Source organism: Pseudomonas sp. GW822-FHT02D10 (genome assembly GCF_058802345.1).
In genome coordinates this window covers 1-17,721 of the sequence record NZ_JBXAOB010000032.1, presented here as the reverse complement: position 1 = coordinate 17,721, position 17,721 = coordinate 1, and the positions used below count along the sequence as shown (strand labels likewise).

The window sequence follows — 17,721 nt, the reverse complement described above, 5'->3', positions numbered from 1 at the left end:
CCGATGCCAGAGATCTGGCATCGGATTTTCTAGGAAGCCCGGCGTGGACTCAAATGCTTAAGTGAACAGCATTACGCGACAAGCGGGCTCTTTTTTGTTTGCGGCGGCTGGAGAAAAGGCAGACACACCTCTCCAGATAATCACGTCACTGTGTGTGGGAAACGGGTTTCACTCTGGATTGACGGGCGGGCAACGACGCCGCGTAGGCCAGCGCTTCTTCTCGGGTGCCAAAGGACCCGAGCCGGTCAATACGAGTACAGACCTTCCAGAGACCACTGTTGACGCTGACCACTTGATAACCGTTCATGTGCATTTTGCTAAGCAGCGGAACGCTCATAGTCACCTCCATTCACGAGAGATAAGCCCGAACCTAACTTACACCCGGTTTAGAGTTCTGTGGGCTTAATAGGTCGAGCGGTCGAGCGGATAAAGCATGAAACATCTTTCACAGTGATGTCGCCACCTGGCGCTTATATTCCCCGCCGCTCATTCAAGAAACATTCGGCCCGCACCCTCCCGCGGGCTTTTTTTGACCTTCAGAAGAGCCAGGTCTAAACCGCCGCAAAAATGTCCTTCATCGCCGCGTACTGCAACAGCATGATGGTTTTTCCGTCGACGATCTGCCCACTGTAAAACGCCTCAAGTGCATCATCGAACTTCAGTTCCAGCACCTCAAGATCTTCAGCTTCCGCCTCCAGCCCACCACCCGATCCGACGCGTGAAGAAGCATCATATTCAGCCAGAAAGAAATGCAGCTTTTCGGTCACCGACCCCGGGCTCATGTAAGCCTCGAATACCTTATGCACATCGTGAACGCGATAGCCCGTTTCCTCCTCCGCTTCGGCGCGAATGCGCTCCTGCGGTGAGGCGCCTTCCAGCAGGCCCGCAGCCACTTCAACCAGCAAGCCGTCATGGCCGTTGACGAAGACCGGCAATCTGAACTGGCGTGTCAGTACGATGGTTTTTTGCGCACGATTGAACAGCAGAATAGCGGCACCATTGCCACGATCGTAGACCTCGCGGGTTTGTCGCTGCCAAACGCCATTGTTGCGCAGGTAATCGAAGGTGATTTTCTTCAGCAGGTACCAGTCGTCGGACAACACCTGGGACTCGATGATGTTGACGCGCTCGGCCGTGTTCGACATGACAGTCCTCCTGTTTGCTGTCAGCGGGATCACATGCAGGTTGCCAGCGCTGCCAGTCGGCGCTTGGCAACCCAATTGTCTTGAGTGGCGTAATACTTCAATGCGCCGCCTTGCACGTCGATGAAGGACTCGGCTGACCGGGTATAAACAGTAAAGCCGCCGGTTTCGCCAGGCTGCAGGTAGCCACTGGCGTCGACACCGAACACCGCCTCGTCCTGCCAGGCAAACTGCACGCACTGGGCGACGACCAGATCCGGCTTATTCGAAGTGAGCGTTTTGTAGGGGCTCTGGGAGCGCGCTTCTTTCATCGTCGATCCCGCACAACCCGCCAGCAACACACCGGCCAGCGCCACCATCAAAATACGCATTGTGTTTCCTTATTCGCAAAACGCTGACTGTATCACCGCCAGCGGCGACCCCGAAGCCTCAGACAAGGTTCTTGCTCTCAGCGCCGCTCTGCTTTGCTTCATGCTTTACTTTATATAGATCGCGACAGCCCGCGCCGTTTCGCGCACCCTGTCGCGCCATAATTGGCGCCTCGCGCCAAGCAACTTCTTCTGGAAAGCCCATGACCCCCAATGCCGAGTTCTACAAACCTTCCACCGACTACGCCGACAAACTGATCAGCCAGATCGGCCAGACCCCGTCGTGGATCGCCAAACGCATCGGCGTGACCGACAAGCGCATTCGCTACATCCTTGATGGCGAAAGAACCGTCAAAGGTGAAACCACACCGATCCAGATGACCTACACCGAGCAGTTTGCTCTGGAGTGCCTGGCCGCGGAGGCCAAAGCCAACAAGAAGAAAACCTCCTGATCCGCGACAAGGCAAACGCCATCAAGCAACTCATACTTTCTCTCTGGCAAGGATGGTCCATGGCCCCCATCGAATCGCAACACGAACTGGCGCTGCAACGGTTTCTCAATGCGCGACCGGCGTTACGCGAAGAACTCGATCACCTGAACCCTCTGGCCGCCCAGGCCAAGGGCGAAACCATGGCGCAGTTTCGCAACGAACGATTGCATGAAGCCTACGAAGCAGAGGCCGAGCGTCTGGGCCTGTTTGCCTGGGAGCTGACGTTGCAATTGACCGCGGCCACTGTTGAGGACTATGAAGCCCAACGGCTGGAGGTGCACAAGGAAGTGGCGCAAATGGCCGGCATGGACTGGAAGGAATATTGCAAACTGCATGATCTTGAGCGTTGATGAATGCTGCCGTCCTCGCCTGATCGCGCTCATACACCCGGCCTGCTGCACGTGCAGAAATGCCGCGCTGAATCGCCCTTCGCCGCCCCGACGATAAAGCTTTATCATGGCCGCAGATTTGTTGTCAGAGTTCGCCATGAAGTTCGCCATTGCGCTGTTTTCCGCCGCACACGCGCCCTCCTCGCGCCGCGCCCTGCTGTTTGCTCAGGCAGCGCTGGCCGGTGGGCATGAGATCGTGCGGCTGTTTTTCTATCAGGACGGCGTTTACAACGCGTCGAGCAACGTCGTCACGCCACAGGATGAGCAGGACTTGCCGCTGCAATGGCGCAACTTCGTCAGCGAGCACCAGCTCGACGGCGTGGTCTGTATTGCCGCAGCCTTGCGCCGTGGCGTGCTGGATGAAGCAGAAGCCCAGCGGTATCAGCGCACGGCGATCAATGTCGGCGCTCCGTGGGAATTATCCGGGCTCGGGCAGTTGCACGATGCGGTGCAAGACGCCGATCGCCTGATCTGTTTTGGAGGGCCATGAACCATGCCTAAATCCTTGCTGATTATCAGCCGGCAGGCGCCCTGGTCCGGACCAGGCGCCCGTGAGGCGCTGGATATCGTACTGGCCGGCGGCGCCTTCGATTTGCCGATCGGCCTGCTGTTTCTCGATGACGGCGTATTCCAGCTGGCCACCCGGCAGGACGCCAAAGCCGTGCAACAAAAAGACCTCAGCGCCAACCTGCAGGCACTTGGGTTGTTTGGTATAGAAGACGTGTACGTGTGTGGCGACAGTGCAACCGCACGCGGATTGATGCCGACGGCCTTGAGCCTTGAACCGCTGCACGTGCTGGCCGCTGAACAGATTTCGGCCGTTATTGACCGTTATGACCAAGTGATGACCCTCTGATGTCGACTTTGCATGTGTTGTCTCACTCGCCGTTTACCGATAACCGGCTGACCAGTTGCCTGCGCGTGCTAGGCGCGAGCGATGCGGTTCTGCTCAGCGGCGATGCGGTTTACGCCTTGCAACCCGGCACAGCGCCACTCAGTGCGCTGCAAGCACGACACAATGCCTTGCGCCTGTTCGTCCTCGATGAAGACGTGCAGGCCCGCGGATTGCCGGTGCCCGACTGGGTCAAGAGTATCGACTATCCGGCCTTCGTCGAACTGTCGATTCACTACGACAAGGTCAACAGCTGGTTATGAATTCGCTCACTGTAGGTGCACGTCGCATCGATCTGGACAAGGACGGTTACCTGGTTGATCTCGGTGACTGGTCCGCCGAAGTCGCCGCGGCCCTGGCCGCCGCCGAAGAACTCGAACTGAGCCCCGAGCATTGGGAAATTCTTGAGTTGCTGCGTGGCTTTTACCAGGAGTTCCAGCTGTCGCCGGCCACCCGTCCTCTGATCAAATACACCGCGCTGAAGCTGGGCCCGGACAAGGGCAACAGCCTGCACCTGAACCGATTGTTCAAAGGCACTCCCGCCAAACTTGCCGCCAAGCTGGCGGGCCTGCCCAAACCGACGAATTGTCTATGACCGATTTCGCCCCACTGATCACTGAAACGCCTGCCGAACACCCTTTCGCGCAGTTCGTACGGATTCTCGGCAAAGGCAAACGCGGCGCCCGCAGCCTGACCCGCGAAGAGGCCCGCGAGGCCATGGGCATGCTGCTCGACGACAAGGTCGAGGACACCCAACTCGGCGCCTTCCTGATGCTGTTGCGGCACAAGGAAGAAAGCCCGGAAGAGCTGGCGGGCTTCACCGAAGCCTTGCGCGAGCGGCTGAACGCACCGGCGCTGGGCGTCGATCTGGATTGGCCGACCTACGCCGGCAAGAAGCGTCATCTGCCCTGGTATCTGCTGGCCGCCAAGTGCCTGGCGCAAAACGGCGTGCGGATCCTGATGCACGGCGGTGGCGCGCATACCGCCGGACGTCTGTACAGCGAGCAACTGCTCGAGCAATTGCAGATCCCGTTGTGCCGTAACTGGCAGCAAGTCGGTGAGGCGCTGGAACAAGGCAATCTGGCGTTCATCCCGCTGGGCGACTGGGCGCCACAACTGCAACGGATGATCGACCTGCGCAACACCCTCGGCCTGCGTTCGCCGATCCACTCGCTGGCACGGATTCTCAATCCGTTGGGTGCGCGCTGCGGCCTGCAAAGCATCTTCCACCCTGGCTACCAAGGCGTGCACCGCGACGCCAGTGGCTTGCTGGGTGATAACGCGATCGTGATCAAGGGCGATGGCGGCGAAATCGAGATCAACCCGGACGCCGACAGTCACCTGTACGGCACCACCGGCGGTGAGAGCTGGGACGAGGAATGGCCGCAGTTGTCAGCTCAGCGTCACGTCAAACCGGCAACCCTTGATCCTGAACACCTGAAAGCCGTATGGCGCGGCGAGGTGGTCGACAGCTATCCGCAACTGGCGCTGATTTCGACCATGGCCCTGGCCTTGCGCGGTCTCGGTACGCCGCGTGATGAAGCCTTCGTCAAAGCTCAGCAGTTCTGGGACGCGCGCGATAAATCGATTTAACCGATCATTAACGCCCAACCTTTGCGCTTTTTGTTCGAACTCATCCGAATAGACTGAACTCCAACGTTTAACGACTTTGGAGTTCGAGATGGGTTTGCTGATTGAAGGGCACTGGCGTGATCAGTGGTACGAAAGCAGCAAGGACGGCGCGTTCCAGCGCGAACAAGCGCAGCGCCGCCACTGGCTGACCGCCGACGGCAAACCCGGCCCTAGCGGTGAAGGTGGCTTCCCCGCACAAGCCGGTCGCTATCACCTCTATGTCTCACTCGCCTGCCCCTGGGCGCACCGCACGCTGATCCTGCGCAAACTCAAAGGCCTGGAAAGCCTGATCGACGTGTCGGTGGTCAGCTGGCTGATGCTGGAAAACGGCTGGACCTTCGACAAGGCCTTCGGCTCCACTGGCGACAAACTCGATCACTTAGACTTCATGCACCAGCGCTACACCGCAGATGCCGCCAACTACACCGGCCGCGTAACGGTGCCAGTGCTGTGGGATAACCTGCAAAAACGCATCGTCAGCAATGAATCGGCGGAAATCATCCGCATGTTCAATAGCGCCTTCGACGGTCTGACCGGCAACGGCCTGGACTTCTACCCGCAACCCTTGCGCGCTGAAATCGACGAGCTGAATGCGCGGATTTATCCGGCGGTGAACAACGGCGTGTACCGCGCAGGGTTTGCCACCTCACAAACCGCGTATGAAGAAGCTTTCGATGAGCTGTTCAGTGAACTCGACTGGCTGGAAAACCGCTTGGGCGAAAAGCGCTATTTGGCGGGTGAGTACCTGACCGAGGCGGACATTCGGCTGTTCACTACGCTGATTCGCTTTGATGCGGTGTATTACAGCCACTTCAAATGCAACCTGCGGCGGATCGCCGATTACCCTAACCTGTCGAACTGGCTGCGCGAGATGTATCAGTGGCCGGGAATTAGCGACACCGTGGACTTTGCCCACATCAAGGGGCACTACTACGCGAGCCATCGCACGATCAATCCGACTGGCATCGTGCCGAAGGGACCGGCGCAAGACTTCACCGCCGCGCATGATCGGGGACGGTTGAGCGGGAAAGGGGTTTGGCACAAGGCCTGAGGTTTATGCAGGTTTTGAGGGCCTCATCGCGAGCAAGCTCGCTCCCACAAGGATTGCGCAAAACCTGTGGGAGCGAGCTTGCTCGCGATGGGGGCGACGCGGTGTTCAGACTTGAGACTGGGCGCCTTCAAACCACGCGAGTTTCTCGCGAAGTTGCACCACTTCTCCCACGATCACCAACGTTGGCGCATGCACTTCATGCTCTGCGACCAGCTGTGGAAGGTCAGCCAGCGTGCCGGTAAAAACGCGCTGATTAGGCGTCGTACCCTGTTGGATCAACGCCGCCGGCGTGTCCGCCGAACGACCATGCTTGATCAGTTGCTCGCAAATGATCGGCAACCCCACCAACCCCATGTAAAACACCAGGGTTTGCGCTGGCGCGACCAGATCGCTCCACGGCAGATCGGTGGTGCCATCTTTCAGGTGGCCGGTGATAAAGCGCACCGACTGCGCGTAATCACGGTGGGTCAGCGGAATCCCGGCGTAGGCCGCGCAACCGCTGGCGGCGGTAATACCCGGTACGACCTGGAACGGGATGCCGTGGGCCGCCAGTTCTTCGATCTCTTCGCCACCACGGCCGAAGATGAACGGATCACCGCCCTTCAACCGCACGACACGCTTGCCCTGTTTGGCCAGGTCCACCAATTGCTGGTTGATCTGGTCCTGAGGCACAGCGTGATCGGCGCGTCGTTTACCGACATAGATCCGCTCGGCATCACGACGGCACAGCTCAAGAATCGCCGGTGCCACCAGCCGGTCATACAGCACCACATCGGCTTGCTGCATCAGCCGCAAGGCGCGGAAAGTCAGCAAATCGGGGTCACCCGGCCCTGCGCCTACCAGATACACCTCACCCGGAGCATTGGGTGACTCGCCATTGATTTTCGCCAGCAGCAAGCGCTCGGCTTCGGCACCCTGCCCGGCCAGTTGACGATCAGCGATCGGCCCCTGGAAAACCTCTTCCCAGAATGCCCGACGCTGCTGCACATCCGGGAACAGACCTTTGACCTGGTTGCGAAAACGCGCCGCCAACCCGGCCAACTGGCCGTAGGTCGAAGGAATCCAGGTTTCCAGTTTGGCGCGGATCAGCCGCGCCAGCACCGGCGCATCGCCGCCGCTGGAAACCGCAATCACCAACGGCGAACGGTCGACGATCGCCGGGAAAATCACGCTGCACAAGGCCGGCGCATCCACCACATTGACCGGCACGCAACGCCGATGAGCATCCTGGGAGACTTGCGCATTCAGCGGTTCGTCGTCGGTGGCGGCAATGATCAGCCCGCAACCGTCGAGGTCCGACTCACGATAGCCACGCAACACCAGCTCGCCGCCACTGTTCTGCACCAGCTCACGCAGCTGGGCTTCGATCTCGGGTGCAACGACCCGCAGCAGCGCACCGGCGTCGGCCAGCAGACGGGATTTGCGCAAGGCAATCTCCCCTCCACCGACGACCAACACACGACTGCCGCGCAGGTTGTGAAACAGCGGCAGAAATTCCATTTAGCCGATGACCTCAAGGCCGCCCATGTACGGCTTGAGCACCGCTGGCACGCGGATCGAACCGTCGGCCTGCTGATAGTTCTCCAGCACCGCCACCAGGGTACGACCGACCGCCAGGCCGGAACCGTTCAGGGTGTGAACCAGTTCAGGCTTGCCGGTTTCCGGGTTACGGAAACGCGCTTGCATGCGACGGGCCTGGAAATCGCCGCAGTTGGAGCACGACGAAATTTCACGGTATTTGTCCTGGCTCGGAATCCACACTTCCAGGTCGTAAGTCTTGACCGCGCTGAAGCCCATGTCGCCGGTGCACAGCGCGATGGTGCGGTAAGGCAGCTCCAGCAGTTGCAAGACTTTCTCGGCGTTGGCGGTCAAGCCTTCCAGCGCTTCCATCGAAGTCGACGGCTCAACGATCTGGACCATTTCGACTTTGTCGAACTGGTGCTGACGAATCATCCCGCGTGTGTCACGACCCGACGCACCGGCTTCACTGCGAAAGCACGGGGTGTGAGCCACGAATTTGATCGGCAGCTGTTTGGCGTCGATGATTTCGCCAGCCACGATGTTGGTCAGCGACACTTCCGCCGTCGGGATCAGGTACAGATCGGCTTCGCCTTCGCGGCTGATCTTGAACAGGTCTTCCTCGAACTTCGGCAGTTGACCAGTGCCCTGCAGCGCCGGAGCCTGAACCAGATAAGGCGTGTAGGCCTCTTCGTAGCCGTGCTCGCTGGTGTGCAGGTTGATCATGAACTGCGCGAGGGCGCGGTGCAGACGAGCGATCGGCCCACGCAGCAACGCGAAACGGGCGCCGGACAGTTTGGCGGCGGTTTCGAAGTCCAGCCAGCCGAACTTCTCGCCCAACGCGACGTGGTCTTTGATCTCGAAGTCGAAAGTGGTCGGCGTGCCCCAGCGGCGCACTTCGACGTTGCCGTCTTCGTCGGAGCCAATCGGCACCGACTCGTGTGGCAGGTTAGGAATGCCCAGCACCATCGAGTCCAGCTCGGTCTGGATCGCGTCCAGCTCGAACTTGCCGACACCAAGCTCGTTCGCCATGCGCTCGACGTCTGCCATCAACGGCGCGATGTCTTCGCCGCGCTGCTTGGCCTGGCCGATGGATTTGGAGCGCGCATTACGTTCAGCCTGCAGTGCTTCGGTGCGGGTCTGCACGGTCTTGCGCTGTTCTTCCAGCGCTTCGATGCGCGCAACATCCAAGGCATAGCCACGGGATGCCAGGCGATCCGCTACGTCCTGAAGGTTGCTACGTAACAGTTTGGAATCGAGCATGTCGGTCTCTCGTTTATCAAAGTTTGGTCAAGGATAGGCCAGCCCACGTCGCGAGCAGCCCGCCGAATACGCTGATCGCCAGATAACCGAAGGCTATTGGTGCCTGCCCGCTTTCCAGCAAGCGCAGCGTATCCAGTGAAAAGGATGAAAAGGTCGTCAGACCGCCTACAAAACCGACGATCAGGCCAGCGCGAATTTCAATCGGCACTTCGGGGCGTATCAGAAACAGCCCGTAAAGCAAACCGATGATCAGACAGCCCACCAGATTGACGGCCAGGGTCGCCGCATAAAAATGCCGCGGCCAATTGGCGTTGACCCAATTGCCGGCGGCGAAACGCAGTAATGTACCAGCGATACCGGCCACGGACACCGCAAGAATGGTTCGAATCACTACTTTCTCCGTTGTTTCGGGCTAAGACGGTCGAGCTGGGCGAGATGATTGAGCTTCTCGCCGATCTTCAGTTCAAGGCCACGCGGGACCGGTCGGTAGAACGACTGCGGTTCCAGTTCGTCCGGGAAATAGTCTTCACCGGCGGCGTAAGCGTCCGGTTCGTCGTGGGCATAGCGGTATTCGTCGCCATAACCGAGTTGCTTCATCAGTTTGGTCGGGGCATTGCGCAAATGCAGCGGGACTTCCAGCGAGCCGTGCTCGGCAGCGCTGCGCATGGCGGCTTTGAAGCCCATATACACGGCGTTGCTTTTCGGCGCACAGGCCAGATAGGTAATCGCCTGTGCAACTGCCAACTCGCCTTCGGGGCTGCCAAGCCGTTCCTGCACGTCCCACGCCGCCAGGCACAGGCTCAAGGCGCGCGGGTCGGCATTGCCGATGTCTTCGCTGGCCATGCGCACCACACGCCGGGCCAGGTACAACGGATCGCAGCCACCGTCGAGCATCCGCGCGAACCAGTACAGCGCGCCATCCGGGTTGGAGCCGCGCACCGATTTGTGCAGCGCAGAGATCTGGTCGTAAAACGCTTCGCCGCCCTTGTCGAAACGTCGACGGGTGTCGCCGAGCAGGCTTTGCAGCAGCTCGACGCCGATTTCGGTGCCGTCTTCGGCCAGGTCGGAGGCGTTTTCCAAGAGATTGAGCAGACGCCGGCCGTCACCGTCAGCGGCGCTCAGTAGCATCTTGAAGCCGTCATCGCCGAGGCTCAGTTGGCGCTTGCCCAAGCCACGTTCTTCACTCAACGCCCGCTGAACCAGTTTGTGCAGTGCGGTTTCGTCGAGGCTTTTGAGCACATAAACACGCGCACGGGACAGCAGCGCGTTGTTCAGTTCGAAAGAAGGGTTTTCAGTGGTCGCACCGATGAAAATCAGCGTGCCGTCTTCGACGTACGGCAGAAAGGCGTCTTGTTGCGACTTGTTGAAGCGATGGACTTCATCGACGAACAGAATGGTCCGACGGCCATATTGCCCGGCCTGCTGCTTGGCGACTTCCACCGCCTGACGGATTTCCTTGACCCCCGCCAGCACGGCCGAGACGGTTTCGAAGTGCGCATCCGAGACTTCCGCCAGCAGCCGCGCCAGGGTGGTTTTACCCACGCCCGGCGGCCCCCAGAAAATCATCGAGTGCAAGGCACCCTGCTCCAGCGCCTCGCGCAGCGGCTTGCCGCGGGCCAGCAAGTGTTCCTGACCGACATACTCGTCCAGATTGGCGGCCCGTAAACGGGCGGCCAAGGGCTGAGCTATCGGAGCACTACGAAACAGGTCCATCACTACTTATGAAACCTCTACTGGATCCTGATGCCGATCAGTTAAGAATCTGGGCGACGCAGTCCTTGTGGGAGCGAGCTTGCTCGCGATGGCGGTATTACATTCAACATCCATATTGACTGATACGACGCTATCGTCGGATCGCCGCCCGGAGCAAGCTCGCTCCCACAGGTTTTGCGTCCTGCAGTTTATTCCTGGATCACGTCGGCACCCTTGGGGATGTCAAACTTGAACTTGGAGGCTGGAATCGGCTCGTTGGCCTTGACCCCCGTGAACAGGATATTAGTCCGCTGGCCAACACTGTCGATCATCTGCATGTCATTGACCATGCCGTTACGGAACGACAGACGCAGGCTGTCGAACAGTGTGTCTTTGGTCTTGGGCTTGAGCGTAAAGTCGATCACGCCGCCAGCTTCCTTGGACGTGATGGCGAAGCTCTGGCTGATTTTCGACACATCACCGGACAGCAACAATGCTGGCGTCTGGGTCAGGCGCTGATCGAGGTTCTTGATAGTGACCTGTTGCAGGTCCGGGTCCCACAAGGACACCTTCTTGCCATCCGAAACCATCAGTTGCTCTTGTGGCGCATCGGTGTGCCAGTAGAACAGGCCTGGGCGCTGCAACGACATCTCGCCAGCGGTTTCCTGCAACTGAGTGCCGCTGCCGTCGAGGGTCAGCTGAGAGAAACGTGCGGTCAGGGTCTGCGACTTTTCGAGCAATTGAGTCAGACGCGCCACGTCCTTGTCATCGGCGTGGGCCGAAAGCGTGGTTAAAGCCAGTACCGGCAGCAGCAACATGCGGATAAGACGCATGGGAGTCCTCTTTGATATTCGTTTGAATGGCATGCCGCGTGATCTCACGCGGCACCGGTCAGTCGCGCATTGGGCCGGGTGCAAGCACTTCGCGCGAGCCGTTGGTATTCATGGAGGTCACGACCCCGGCCATTTCCATGGCCTCGATCATGCGCGCAGCGCGGTTATAACCAATCTTCAGCTTGCGCTGAACCGCAGAGATCGAGGCGCGGCGGCTTTCCAGCACGAACTGCACCGCTTCGTCGTAAAGCGCGTCGGTTTCGCTGTCATCGTCGCCACCGCCGCTACCGCCTTCAAAGCCGCTGCCCGCCTCTTCGACACCGTTGAGGATGTCGTCGTTGTACTCCGGCGCACCGCGCAGTTTCCAGGCTTCAACCACCCGGTGAACTTCATCGTCGGAAACGAACGCGCCGTGAACCCGAATCGGCAGACTGGTGCCCGGTGGCATGTAGAGCATGTCGCCGTGACCCAGCAATTGCTCGGCGCCACCCTGGTCGATGATGGTTCGCGAGTCGATCTTGCTCGATACCTGGAACGCCATACGGGTCGGAATGTTGGCCTTGATCAGACCGGTGATCACGTCCACCGACGGACGCTGGGTCGCGAGGATCAAGTGAATACCCGCCGCACGGGCTTTCTGGGCGATCCGTGCGATCAGTTCTTCTACCTTCTTGCCGACGATCATCATCATGTCGGCGAATTCGTCGACCACCACCACGATGGTCGGCAATTTGGTCAGCAGCGGCGCTTCGTCGTGAATGCTTTCGCGGTTATACAACGGATCCGTCAGCGGTGTACCCGCCTCCTGCGCCTCTCTGACCTTCTGGTTGAAGCCGGACAGGTTACGCACGCCCATCTTCGCCATCAGCTTGTAACGACGCTCCATCTCGGCCACGCTCCAGCGCAACGCGTTGGCGGCGTCCTTCATATCGGTGACCACCGGGCACAGCAGGTGCGGAATGCCTTCGTAGATCGACAACTCAAGCATTTTCGGGTCGATCATGATCAGCTTGGCGTCTTCCGGGCCCGACTTGAACAGAATCGACAGAATCATCGCGTTCACGCCCACCGACTTACCGGAACCGGTGGTACCGGCCACCAGCAAGTGCGGCATTTTTGCCAGGTCGACGATGATCGGCTTGCCGCCGATGTCGTGGCCCAGAGCCAAGGTGACCGGCGACTTGGCGTCATCGTATTCCGGGGTCGACAGCACTTCGGAGAAGCGCACGATCTGCCGGTCTTCGTTGGGGATCTCGATACCGACCGTGGTCTTGCCGGGAATCACTTCCACCACCCGCACACTGGTCACTGCCAGCGAACGCGCAAGGTCTTTGGCCAGGTTGGAGATACGGCTGACTTTTACCCCGGCTGCCGGTTGAATCTCGTAACGGGTAATCACCGGGCCTGGGTGAATCGAATCCACCGAGACCTCGACGCCGAATTCCTTGAGCTTGATTTCCAGCAGGTGGCCGACCGCAGCCAGCGACTCAGGCGAATAGTTGAGCTGTTTCTTTTCTGCCGGGTCGAGGATCGAGATCGGCGGCAAGGTGCCTTCCACCGCACTGTCAACGAACAGCGGCGCCTGCTTCTCTTTCTCGACGCGCTTGCTGGGCGGCGGCGCTTTGGGTGGCGCTGGAGCAATGACCGGCGGAACCTGCTTCTCGCGCTCGGACATGTGCTTGCTCAGCGCCTGCTCGCGCTCGATAAGACGCTCTTTAACCTTGGCTTGCTCGCGTTTGTCGGTCACGGTCGGCGCCACGACGTCGTGCACCCGATCATCGACTTCACGCAGTTGCGCAACCAGTTGCTTGCGCTCGGTGCGCGCCGCCCACCAGCGATTGGTGGCGCCTTGAAACAGTTCGAACAGATCAAGGGTGATCTTGCCGGTGACGTCCATCACCTTGAACCACGAAAGATCAGTGAACACGGTCAGACCAAACAGGAACAGCGCGATGAACATCAGCGTACTGCCCTGGATATTCAGCGCGTTCTTCGCCAGATCGCCGAGGCTTTCGCCCAGTGCACCACCGGCGCCGGCCGGCAAACCGGTCGGGGCGTGGAAATGGATATGCGCCAGGGCCGCGCCCGACAGCACCAGAAACACCAGGCCGATCAGGCGCCAGGAAAACAGCCAGCCACTCCACTGCCACGGCTCGTGGCGTTGGCGGAAGATCTGGTAGGTCTTGATCGCCAGCAACAGCGGGAAGATATAAGCGAAGTAACCCAGCACCATGAACAGAATATCGGCGCTGTACGAGCCGGCAGGCCCGCCGAAGTTCTGTACATCGTCGATTTTGCTGTTATGACTCCAGCCTGGATCGTCCTTGCCATAGGTCAGCAAGGCCATCATCAGGAACAGGCACAAGGCACCGATGGCGATCAGTGCACCTTCCTTGAGCCGGTAGTGCAGATGCTGACGCCAGAGTGGAACTACTGTTTTAGGTGCTGCGGTGGATTTCTTCAAAACGCGTCTTTTCCTGCGCCTGTAGCGCGTCCAACTGTTGATTGACTACAAAAAACTGCCCAATCCGGGCAGGTAACAAAGTTAACGAGCGCAACAGAGACTACTTTTAACACTCTGACATCGAAATCTGAAACCGTAGGCGTTGCCGAAGGCTCGGGCCGCGTTCGGACGATCTTTTTAAACACGATTTCGGTACATCCCGATACATACCGGCATTGTACGGGTTTGCCCGCACGATGCCACGCCAGAGCAGCTAAGGTGTAGCATAGCCAAAAGTACGTTGCGCGAGCTTCAATTTGAGCATGCATTCTCTTTTGTGACAAAGGCTTATGAGGTGTTTTTATGAGCGAAGCTAAGCATTCACGCCTGATCATTCTGGGTTCCGGCCCGGCCGGTTACAGCGCCGCCGTTTATGCCGCTCGCGCCAACCTCAAGCCGACCGTTATCACGGGCCTGCAAGCCGGCGGTCAATTGACCACCACCATTGAAGTCGACAACTGGCCAGGCGATGTCGAAGGCCTGACCGGCCCGGTGCTGATGGAGCGCATGCAAAAACACGCCGAACGTTTCGACACCGAGATCGTCTACGACCACATTCACACCGCAGAGTTGCAGCAGCGGCCGTTCAGACTCACCGGCGACAGCGGCACTTACACCTGCGATGCCCTGATTATCGCGACCGGCGCCTCGGCGCAATACCTGGGATTGCCCTCTGAAGAGACCTTCGCCGGCAAAGGCGTTTCTGCCTGCGCTACCTGCGATGGCTTTTTCTACCGCAATCAGGTGGTCGCGGTGATTGGCGGCGGCAACACCGCCGTTGAAGAAGCGCTGTATCTGGCCAACATTGCCAAGGAAGTCCACCTGATCCATCGTCGCGACAAGCTGCGCTCGGAGAAGATTCTTCAGGACAAGCTGTTCGAACGCGCCAAAAATGGCAACATTCGCCTGCACTGGAACCAGAACCTTGAAGAGGTACTGGGCGATACCAGCGGCGTAACCGGGGCACGCCTGCGCGACAGTCTAACCGGCGAGATGAAAGACCTGGCGCTGACCGGCGTGTTCATTGCCATTGGCCACAAGCCCAACACCGACCTGTTCCAGGGCCAGCTGGAGATGCATAACGGCTACCTGCGAGTCCGGGGCGGCAGTGGAGGCAATGCCACCGCCACCGAGATCGAAGGCGTGTTTGCAGCGGGCGACGTGGCCGACCATGTCTATCGCCAGGCGGTGACTTCCGCGGGTGCCGGCTGTATGGCGGCACTGGACGCCGAGAAATACCTCGACGACAACTGATGAGACATTCATTGCGGCGGGCCCTGGCCTGCCGCCGCCCTCCCCTTCTGCAAGCCTGGATGCCATGCTGACCTGGTTACAACGCGACTCCCTGAAATTTCCGCCGCTGGAAAAAGCCATGCGCGACCCCAACGGCTTGCTTGCCGCTGGCGGCGACCTTAGTGCCGATCGGCTGATCCGGGCTTATCGCCACGGCTGCTTTCCCTGGTTCTCGGAGGGTCAGCCGATCCTCTGGTGGTCACCGGATCCACGCACCGTATTATTTCCTGACGAACTGCATATTTCACGCAGTCTCGGCAAACTGCTGCGGCAAAAACGCTACGAGGTGACCTTCGACCAGGACTTTACCGCCGTCATCAGCGCCTGCGCCGCGCCACGGGAGTACGCCGACGGCACCTGGATCACCGACGCGATGCAAGCCGCCTATACGGAGCTGCACGCTCGTGGATACGCCCATTCGGTTGAAGTCTGGGATCAAGGGGTGCTGGTGGGCGGGCTCTATGGCTTGGCAATGGGTCAGCTGTTCTTTGGCGAATCCATGTTCAGCCGCGCCGACAACGCCTCCAAATTCGGCTTCGCGACCCTGGTCAAACACCTCAAGGACGCCGGTTTCGCGATGATCGACTGCCAGATGCCGACCGATCACCTGCACAGCCTGGGTGCGCGGGCGATCCCACGCCGAGAGTTTGCCGGGTATCTTCAGCAGCACCTTGATCAACCCAGCCGTGCCACATGGGTTTGCTGAGCGACTTTTGCGCCTGTGGCTTACACTTAATTGAACAGCTATTCCCGAGGGTTGATTCATGACCGAGTTGGCGCGCCTCAAGTTTTATGCCACTCAGCCCCACTCTTGCAGCTATCTGCCCGATGAACAGGCCACAACGCTGTTCCTCGACCCTAGTCAGCCCATGGATGTGCATGTCTATGCAGACCTGTCGGAAATGGGTTTTCGTCGCAGTGGCGATCACCTGTACCGGCCGCATTGCCAAAATTGCAATGCGTGTGTGCCTGCGCGCATTCCCGTTACGCAATTTTCACCTAACCGTCAGCAGAAACGCATTTTCAAACGCAATGCCGACCTGCAGGTTCGCCCTGCCAAACCGGGTTACAGCGAAGAATATTTCGACCTTTACCAGCGTTATATCGAACAGCGCCACGCCGATGGCGACATGTACCCGCCCAGCCGCGATCAGTTTTCGACCTTTCTGGTCCGCGACCTGCCGTTTTCGCGATTCTATGAGTTTCGTCTCGAAGGTCGCCTGCTCGCGATCGCCGTGACCGACCTGCTGCCCAACGGCTTGTCGGCGGTTTACACCTTCTATGAACCCGAAGAAGATCGTCGCAGTTTGGGGCGTTACGCGATTCTCTGGCAGATCAACGAAGCCCGACGCCTGGGGCTGGACGCTGTCTACCTCGGATACTGGATCAAAAACTGCAAAAAAATGAACTACAAGACCCAGTATCGCCCGATAGAGCTGCTGATTAATCAGCGCTGGGTGGTTCTGAACTAGGGTCAACCCTTAAAGCCCTTGGCTTAAACCCCATTTTTCGGGCACAATGCACGCCGCTTTTGCCTGGCGCAGTTGCACCGGGCCATTCATTGGATACCGAGGGCTTTACTGCATGTCGAAAGAAGACAGCTTCGAAATGGAAGGCACTGTCGTCGACACCCTGCCCAACACCATGTTTCGTGTGGAGTTGGAAAATGGGCACGTCGTAACCGCGCATATTTCCGGCAAGATGCGCAAGAACTACATTCGTATTCTTACCGGTGACAAAGTGCGCGTCGAGCTGACGCCCTATGACTTGAGCAAAGGGCGGATCACTTACCGCGCTCGTTAATCAAGTCAATACAAAACGCCCGGCTCTGCCGGGCGTTTTTGTTTGTCTGGGATTTGTTTAGGGCATTGGTTGGCCCGTTGATTGGGGGGCATATCCGTTGCTGCGGTTGGGGCTGCTGGCGGTTTCGCTCTTACAGCGAGTCCCTTTTTCAAACGCCAAAAAGGAACCAAAAGGCTTCGCCCCGAGCGTACGGCACCTCGCCAAGGCTCGGCGTTCCCTCGCTACGGTGCCCATCAGGGGGCATCGCCTACGGTCTGCTTCGCGACGACCTCCTCTCGATGCGTTCGACTTCGTCGAACGGCGCTACGCGCCTACCCCCCTGATGAACACCTACGCTCGGCCTGCCGAAGGGGCGAGAGATCAGAAGCAGATCAACATCAAAAGCCAAAGCGTACCGCATCGAGTACATCCACCAGAAACCAGCCAACAGTTAGGCCGTCATCGCGGGCAAGCCTTGCTCAGGTATTCGATCCTCCCCACGCCCTGCGCGCATCCAAAGCCAAACACGCCCCTACCACTCAGGCCGGCCGGTAGGCCGCCGTGCTTTGCTTTTGATCCACCCGCCCCTTCGGGAGGCCGAGTGGAGGTGTTCATCAGGAGGTTGGCGCGCAGCGCCGTACGGCGTAGCCGGACACATCGAGAGGAGGTCGTCGCGAAGCAGACCGGAGGCGATGCCTCCTGATGAATGCCGGAGCGAGGGAACGCCGAGCCTAAGCGAGGTGCCGTACGCTTGGGGCGAAGCCTTTTGGTTCCTTTTTGCTGGGCCGGCACTCCGGCGTTTGAAAAAGGGACTCGCCGTAAGGGCCAGCCCTTTCAAGGTCTTCGTTTAAAATCCCCCAAAACTCCAGTCA

The 17,721-nt window shown here is 59.2% G+C and carries 21 protein-coding genes; 12 read left to right on the top strand and 9 right to left on the bottom strand.

Annotated elements, in window-relative coordinates:
- Positions 1 to 145 precede the first annotated feature (145 nt).
- From AC1RPZ_RS27275 to AC1RPZ_RS27265, 3 genes are all read right to left on the bottom strand, one after another.
- A complete protein-coding gene (locus AC1RPZ_RS27275) occupies positions 146 to 337 on the bottom strand; it encodes an SPOR domain-containing protein (protein WP_493141005.1) in 192 nt (63 codons plus the stop codon).
- Positions 338 to 551: 214 nt separating this feature from the next.
- The gene (locus tag AC1RPZ_RS27270) at positions 552 to 1,145 is read right to left on the bottom strand and encodes an NUDIX domain-containing protein (protein WP_493141003.1); all 594 of its coding nucleotides are present in this window, start codon (positions 1,143 to 1,145) and stop codon (positions 552 to 554) included.
- 29 nt (positions 1,146 to 1,174) lie between these two features.
- Positions 1,175 to 1,513 carry a hypothetical protein gene (locus tag AC1RPZ_RS27265; protein ID WP_493141001.1) on the bottom strand — a complete coding sequence of 113 codons (339 nt, stop codon included), beginning with the start codon at positions 1,511 to 1,513 and terminating at the stop codon, positions 1,175 to 1,177.
- A gap of 200 nt (positions 1,514 to 1,713) precedes the next feature.
- Between AC1RPZ_RS27265 and AC1RPZ_RS27260 the strand changes: the two genes are divergently transcribed.
- The 8 genes from AC1RPZ_RS27260 to AC1RPZ_RS27225 all read left to right on the top strand — a co-directional run bounded on the left by AC1RPZ_RS27260 (position 1,714) and on the right by AC1RPZ_RS27225 (position 5,965).
- Complete coding sequence (locus AC1RPZ_RS27260) at positions 1,714 to 1,962, top strand: hypothetical protein (RefSeq protein ID WP_019689854.1); 249 nt, start codon at positions 1,714 to 1,716, stop codon at positions 1,960 to 1,962.
- 59 nt (positions 1,963 to 2,021) lie between these two features.
- On the top strand, positions 2,022 to 2,351 hold the full coding sequence (locus AC1RPZ_RS27255) for a DUF6388 family protein (RefSeq protein ID WP_493140999.1): 330 nt from the start codon (positions 2,022 to 2,024) through the stop codon (positions 2,349 to 2,351).
- Positions 2,352 to 2,487: 136 nt separating this feature from the next.
- Positions 2,488 to 2,880, top strand: a complete 393-nt coding sequence (tusD, locus tag AC1RPZ_RS27250; RefSeq protein ID WP_493140998.1) for a sulfurtransferase complex subunit TusD — start codon at positions 2,488 to 2,490, stop codon at positions 2,878 to 2,880.
- A 3-nt stretch (positions 2,881 to 2,883) separates the two neighbouring features.
- Positions 2,884 to 3,246: a sulfurtransferase complex subunit TusC gene (gene tusC / locus AC1RPZ_RS27245; RefSeq protein ID WP_493140996.1), complete on the top strand. Its 363-nt coding sequence runs from the start codon at positions 2,884 to 2,886 to the stop codon at positions 3,244 to 3,246.
- Entirely contained in the window at positions 3,246 to 3,545 is a 300-nt protein-coding gene (gene tusB, locus AC1RPZ_RS27240) for a sulfurtransferase complex subunit TusB (RefSeq protein ID WP_493140994.1), read from the top strand. The genes tusC and tusB overlap by 1 nt, the downstream gene beginning before the upstream one ends.
- A complete protein-coding gene (locus AC1RPZ_RS27235; RefSeq protein WP_123583598.1) occupies positions 3,542 to 3,877 on the top strand; it encodes a TusE/DsrC/DsvC family sulfur relay protein in 336 nt (111 codons plus the stop codon). The genes tusB and AC1RPZ_RS27235 overlap by 4 nt, the downstream gene beginning before the upstream one ends.
- Positions 3,878 to 3,891: 14 nt before the next feature.
- Positions 3,892 to 4,875 carry a glycosyl transferase family protein gene (locus AC1RPZ_RS27230; RefSeq protein WP_493141007.1) on the top strand — a complete coding sequence of 328 codons (984 nt, stop codon included), beginning with the start codon at positions 3,892 to 3,894 and terminating at the stop codon, positions 4,873 to 4,875.
- 88 nt (positions 4,876 to 4,963) lie between these two features.
- Positions 4,964 to 5,965, top strand: a complete 1,002-nt coding sequence (locus tag AC1RPZ_RS27225) for a glutathione S-transferase family protein (RefSeq protein WP_493140992.1) — start codon at positions 4,964 to 4,966, stop codon at positions 5,963 to 5,965.
- A 105-nt stretch (positions 5,966 to 6,070) separates the two neighbouring features.
- On the opposite strand, the gene cysG is transcribed toward AC1RPZ_RS27225, so the two are convergent.
- The 6 genes from cysG to ftsK form a co-directional block, all read right to left on the bottom strand.
- Positions 6,071 to 7,465 carry a siroheme synthase CysG gene (cysG, locus tag AC1RPZ_RS27220; RefSeq protein ID WP_493140990.1) on the bottom strand — a complete coding sequence of 465 codons (1,395 nt, stop codon included), beginning with the start codon at positions 7,463 to 7,465 and terminating at the stop codon, positions 6,071 to 6,073.
- Positions 7,466 to 8,746, bottom strand: coding sequence for a serine--tRNA ligase (gene serS, locus AC1RPZ_RS27215; protein ID WP_493140988.1), 1,281 nt, complete (start codon positions 8,744 to 8,746; stop codon positions 7,466 to 7,468). It lies immediately after the preceding gene.
- Positions 8,747 to 8,762: 16 nt separating this feature from the next.
- Positions 8,763 to 9,137, bottom strand: coding sequence for a fluoride efflux transporter CrcB (gene crcB, locus AC1RPZ_RS27210; RefSeq protein ID WP_493140986.1), 375 nt, complete (start codon positions 9,135 to 9,137; stop codon positions 8,763 to 8,765).
- A complete protein-coding gene (locus AC1RPZ_RS27205; RefSeq protein WP_493140985.1) occupies positions 9,137 to 10,459 on the bottom strand; it encodes a replication-associated recombination protein A in 1,323 nt (440 codons plus the stop codon). The genes crcB and AC1RPZ_RS27205 overlap by 1 nt, the downstream gene beginning before the upstream one ends.
- Before the next feature lie 188 nt (positions 10,460 to 10,647).
- Positions 10,648 to 11,271, bottom strand: a complete 624-nt coding sequence (gene lolA, locus AC1RPZ_RS27200) for an outer membrane lipoprotein periplasmic chaperone LolA (RefSeq protein WP_019689841.1) — start codon at positions 11,269 to 11,271, stop codon at positions 10,648 to 10,650.
- Between the two features lie 58 nt (positions 11,272 to 11,329).
- Entirely contained in the window at positions 11,330 to 13,735 is a 2,406-nt protein-coding gene (gene ftsK, locus AC1RPZ_RS27195; RefSeq protein ID WP_493140983.1) for a DNA translocase FtsK, read from the bottom strand.
- A gap of 342 nt (positions 13,736 to 14,077) precedes the next feature.
- Here ftsK and trxB point away from each other — a divergent pair, with 342 nt between their 5' ends.
- The 4 genes from trxB to infA all read left to right on the top strand — a co-directional run bounded on the left by trxB (position 14,078) and on the right by infA (position 16,870).
- Positions 14,078 to 15,028 carry a thioredoxin-disulfide reductase gene (gene trxB / locus AC1RPZ_RS27190; RefSeq protein WP_493140981.1) on the top strand — a complete coding sequence of 317 codons (951 nt, stop codon included), beginning with the start codon at positions 14,078 to 14,080 and terminating at the stop codon, positions 15,026 to 15,028.
- Between the two features lie 64 nt (positions 15,029 to 15,092).
- Positions 15,093 to 15,773: a leucyl/phenylalanyl-tRNA--protein transferase gene (gene aat / locus AC1RPZ_RS27185; RefSeq protein ID WP_493140979.1), complete on the top strand. Its 681-nt coding sequence runs from the start codon at positions 15,093 to 15,095 to the stop codon at positions 15,771 to 15,773.
- Between the two features lie 58 nt (positions 15,774 to 15,831).
- Positions 15,832 to 16,539: an arginyltransferase gene (locus AC1RPZ_RS27180; protein ID WP_493140977.1), complete on the top strand. Its 708-nt coding sequence runs from the start codon at positions 15,832 to 15,834 to the stop codon at positions 16,537 to 16,539.
- Between the two features lie 112 nt (positions 16,540 to 16,651).
- Positions 16,652 to 16,870, top strand: a complete 219-nt coding sequence (gene infA, locus AC1RPZ_RS27175; protein ID WP_002553999.1) for a translation initiation factor IF-1 — start codon at positions 16,652 to 16,654, stop codon at positions 16,868 to 16,870.
- Positions 16,871 to 17,721 lie beyond the last annotated feature (851 nt).

What these genes read in the sequence shown, in the direction of transcription:
- AC1RPZ_RS27225 (WP_493140992.1), top strand. Translation starts at nt 4,964, where the DNA reads ATGGGTTTGCTGATTGAAGGGCACTGGCGTGATCAGTGGTACGAAAGC.
- AC1RPZ_RS27265 (WP_493141001.1), bottom strand. Translation starts at nt 1,513, where the DNA reads ATGCGTATTTTGATGGTGGCGCTGGCCGGTGTGTTGCTGGCGGGTTGT.
- tusD (WP_493140998.1), top strand. Translation starts at nt 2,488, where the DNA reads ATGAAGTTCGCCATTGCGCTGTTTTCCGCCGCACACGCGCCCTCCTCG.
- AC1RPZ_RS27235 (WP_123583598.1), top strand. Translation starts at nt 3,542, where the DNA reads ATGAATTCGCTCACTGTAGGTGCACGTCGCATCGATCTGGACAAGGAC.
- tusB (WP_493140994.1), top strand. Translation starts at nt 3,246, where the DNA reads ATGTCGACTTTGCATGTGTTGTCTCACTCGCCGTTTACCGATAACCGG.
- AC1RPZ_RS27255 (WP_493140999.1), top strand. Translation starts at nt 2,022, where the DNA reads ATGGCCCCCATCGAATCGCAACACGAACTGGCGCTGCAACGGTTTCTC.
- AC1RPZ_RS27270 (WP_493141003.1), bottom strand. Translation starts at nt 1,145, where the DNA reads ATGTCGAACACGGCCGAGCGCGTCAACATCATCGAGTCCCAGGTGTTG.
- trxB (WP_493140981.1), top strand. Translation starts at nt 14,078, where the DNA reads ATGAGCGAAGCTAAGCATTCACGCCTGATCATTCTGGGTTCCGGCCCG.
- tusC (WP_493140996.1), top strand. Translation starts at nt 2,884, where the DNA reads ATGCCTAAATCCTTGCTGATTATCAGCCGGCAGGCGCCCTGGTCCGGA.
- lolA (WP_019689841.1), bottom strand. Translation starts at nt 11,271, where the DNA reads ATGCGTCTTATCCGCATGTTGCTGCTGCCGGTACTGGCTTTAACCACG.
- serS (WP_493140988.1), bottom strand. Translation starts at nt 8,746, where the DNA reads ATGCTCGATTCCAAACTGTTACGTAGCAACCTTCAGGACGTAGCGGAT.
- aat (WP_493140979.1), top strand. Translation starts at nt 15,093, where the DNA reads ATGCTGACCTGGTTACAACGCGACTCCCTGAAATTTCCGCCGCTGGAA.
- infA (WP_002553999.1), top strand. Translation starts at nt 16,652, where the DNA reads ATGTCGAAAGAAGACAGCTTCGAAATGGAAGGCACTGTCGTCGACACC.
- AC1RPZ_RS27205 (WP_493140985.1), bottom strand. Translation starts at nt 10,459, where the DNA reads ATGGACCTGTTTCGTAGTGCTCCGATAGCTCAGCCCTTGGCCGCCCGT.
- AC1RPZ_RS27180 (WP_493140977.1), top strand. Translation starts at nt 15,832, where the DNA reads ATGACCGAGTTGGCGCGCCTCAAGTTTTATGCCACTCAGCCCCACTCT.
- AC1RPZ_RS27275 (WP_493141005.1), bottom strand. Translation starts at nt 337, where the DNA reads ATGAGCGTTCCGCTGCTTAGCAAAATGCACATGAACGGTTATCAAGTG.
- cysG (WP_493140990.1), bottom strand. Translation starts at nt 7,465, where the DNA reads ATGGAATTTCTGCCGCTGTTTCACAACCTGCGCGGCAGTCGTGTGTTG.
- AC1RPZ_RS27260 (WP_019689854.1), top strand. Translation starts at nt 1,714, where the DNA reads ATGACCCCCAATGCCGAGTTCTACAAACCTTCCACCGACTACGCCGAC.